General features: G+C 72.8%; 2 protein-coding genes. Both read right to left on the reverse strand.

The features are described from left to right. On the reverse strand, nucleotides 1–557 hold a 557-nt coding region (locus tag FNX44_RS26795; protein WP_143651552.1), incomplete at its 3' end, for a siderophore-interacting protein. Between the two features lie 3 nt (nucleotides 558–560). Further along, on the reverse strand, nucleotides 561–1,575 hold a 1,015-nt coding region (locus tag FNX44_RS26800; RefSeq protein WP_228450294.1), incomplete at its 5' end, for an ABC transporter substrate-binding protein.

Consider the following 1,575-nt stretch of genomic DNA (forward strand, 5'->3'; position numbering starts at 1 on the left):
GGCAGGTCGGGTGGGAGGCGGTCGAGGATGCCGCCGACGGCCGGAATCGCCGTCTCGTCGGCGGCCAGCAGTACCCAGTCGGTGTCCGGAGGTGGCCGAAAGCCGACGCTCTTGTTGTCCTCGACCGCCGGGCCGAGTAGCAGCACGCGGTCGTCGGGGGCGCTGTTCGCCGCCCACCGGGAGGCCGGACCCACGTCGCCGTGCAGCGCGAAGTCGACGTCCACTTCCGGGTGTCCGCCGGCGCCGGCGCGTTGCGCGCGGATCGTGTAGCTGCGCATGATCGCGCGGTCCGCCGGGTCCTGGGCGCGCCAGGCGTGGAACCAGCCGTCGCCGTCCCGGCCCGGTACGTCGGGGACCGCGCGGCCCGGCGGCGGGAGGAAGAGGGAGAAGCTCTGGTCGTTTCCGCCGGAACGGAAGCCGTCCAGTCCGGGGCCGCCGAAGGTCACCCGGGTGAGGCTCGGGCTCAGGCGCCGGACGCGCAGCACCCGCGCGTCGAAGAAGCGGAACGGCGTGGACGGTTCATCGGCGCCGGTTGTGGCGGTGTTGTCAGTTGTCATCGGTCAGGCGACCTTCTTCGCGTCGCCGATGGCCCGGCTCAGGGCCTCCAGCGTCGGTGCGAAGCCGGCCCAGGAGAAGCGCGGCACGGCGTCCCACTCGACGACCTGCCCGGCGCGCACGGCGGGAAGGTTGCGCCAACCGGGCTTGCTCTTCAGGTCCTTCGGCTGGAGTGAGGCGGTGCGGTTGTCCAGGATGATCAGATCCGCCTGGTACTTGTCGGCGTTCTCCCAGCTCAGACTCTCGAAGTAGCCGCCCTGCTCGACGTCGTCGGGCTGGACGAGGTCCACGCCGAGCTGCCGGAAGTAGATGAGGTCGCTGTTCACCTTCGGGCTGGAGACGTAGAACGTGTCCGGGGCGCCGGAGGCGGCCATCACCCGGATCCCGCTGCCGCGCGCGGTGCGGCGCAGGTTCTCCGCCGCCTTCTCGAAGCGGGCCTTCGCGCGGGTGACCTTCTCCGCCTTGAGGTCGGCGCCGAGTGCGCCGGCGAGTTCCGCGTAGCGTTCGATCGGCTCGGTGATCGGGACCCGGCCGGTGGTGATGGCCACGCTCGGCGCGACACGCAGGATCTTCTCGCGGCTCTCGTCGGGCACGTACCACAGGGCGCCCTTGTCGAACATGTGGGTGACGAGGAGGTCGGGGCGCAGTCCGGCGTACTTCTCGACGTTGAACTCGCCCCAGGCGTTGCCGACGATCTCGACCGAGTCCACGTCGAGGTCGCCCGCGCCGGGGTCGGCCTGGCCGTTCGCCTGCTTGGTCTCGCCGAAGACGCCGACCAGCCGGCGGTCGACGCCGAGGTCGTGGAGGGTGGCGGCGGCGCCGGTGAACGCCACGACCCGCTCGGGGCGGTGGTCGGCCTTCGCCTCGCGGCCGCGGTCGTCGGTGAAGGACCACCGGCCGCCGCCCGCGCCGCCGCCGTCGCGCCGCTCGCCGCCGCAGGCGGTGAGCAGGGCGCCCAGACCGAGCGCGCCGGTGGTGCTGAGCACGGCGCGGCGGGAGGGAAGGGTGAGGGTGGCGGGG

The organism is Streptomyces alkaliterrae, from assembly GCF_007097205.2.
GTDB classification, from domain to species: domain Bacteria; phylum Actinomycetota; class Actinomycetes; order Streptomycetales; family Streptomycetaceae; genus Streptomyces; species Streptomyces alkaliterrae.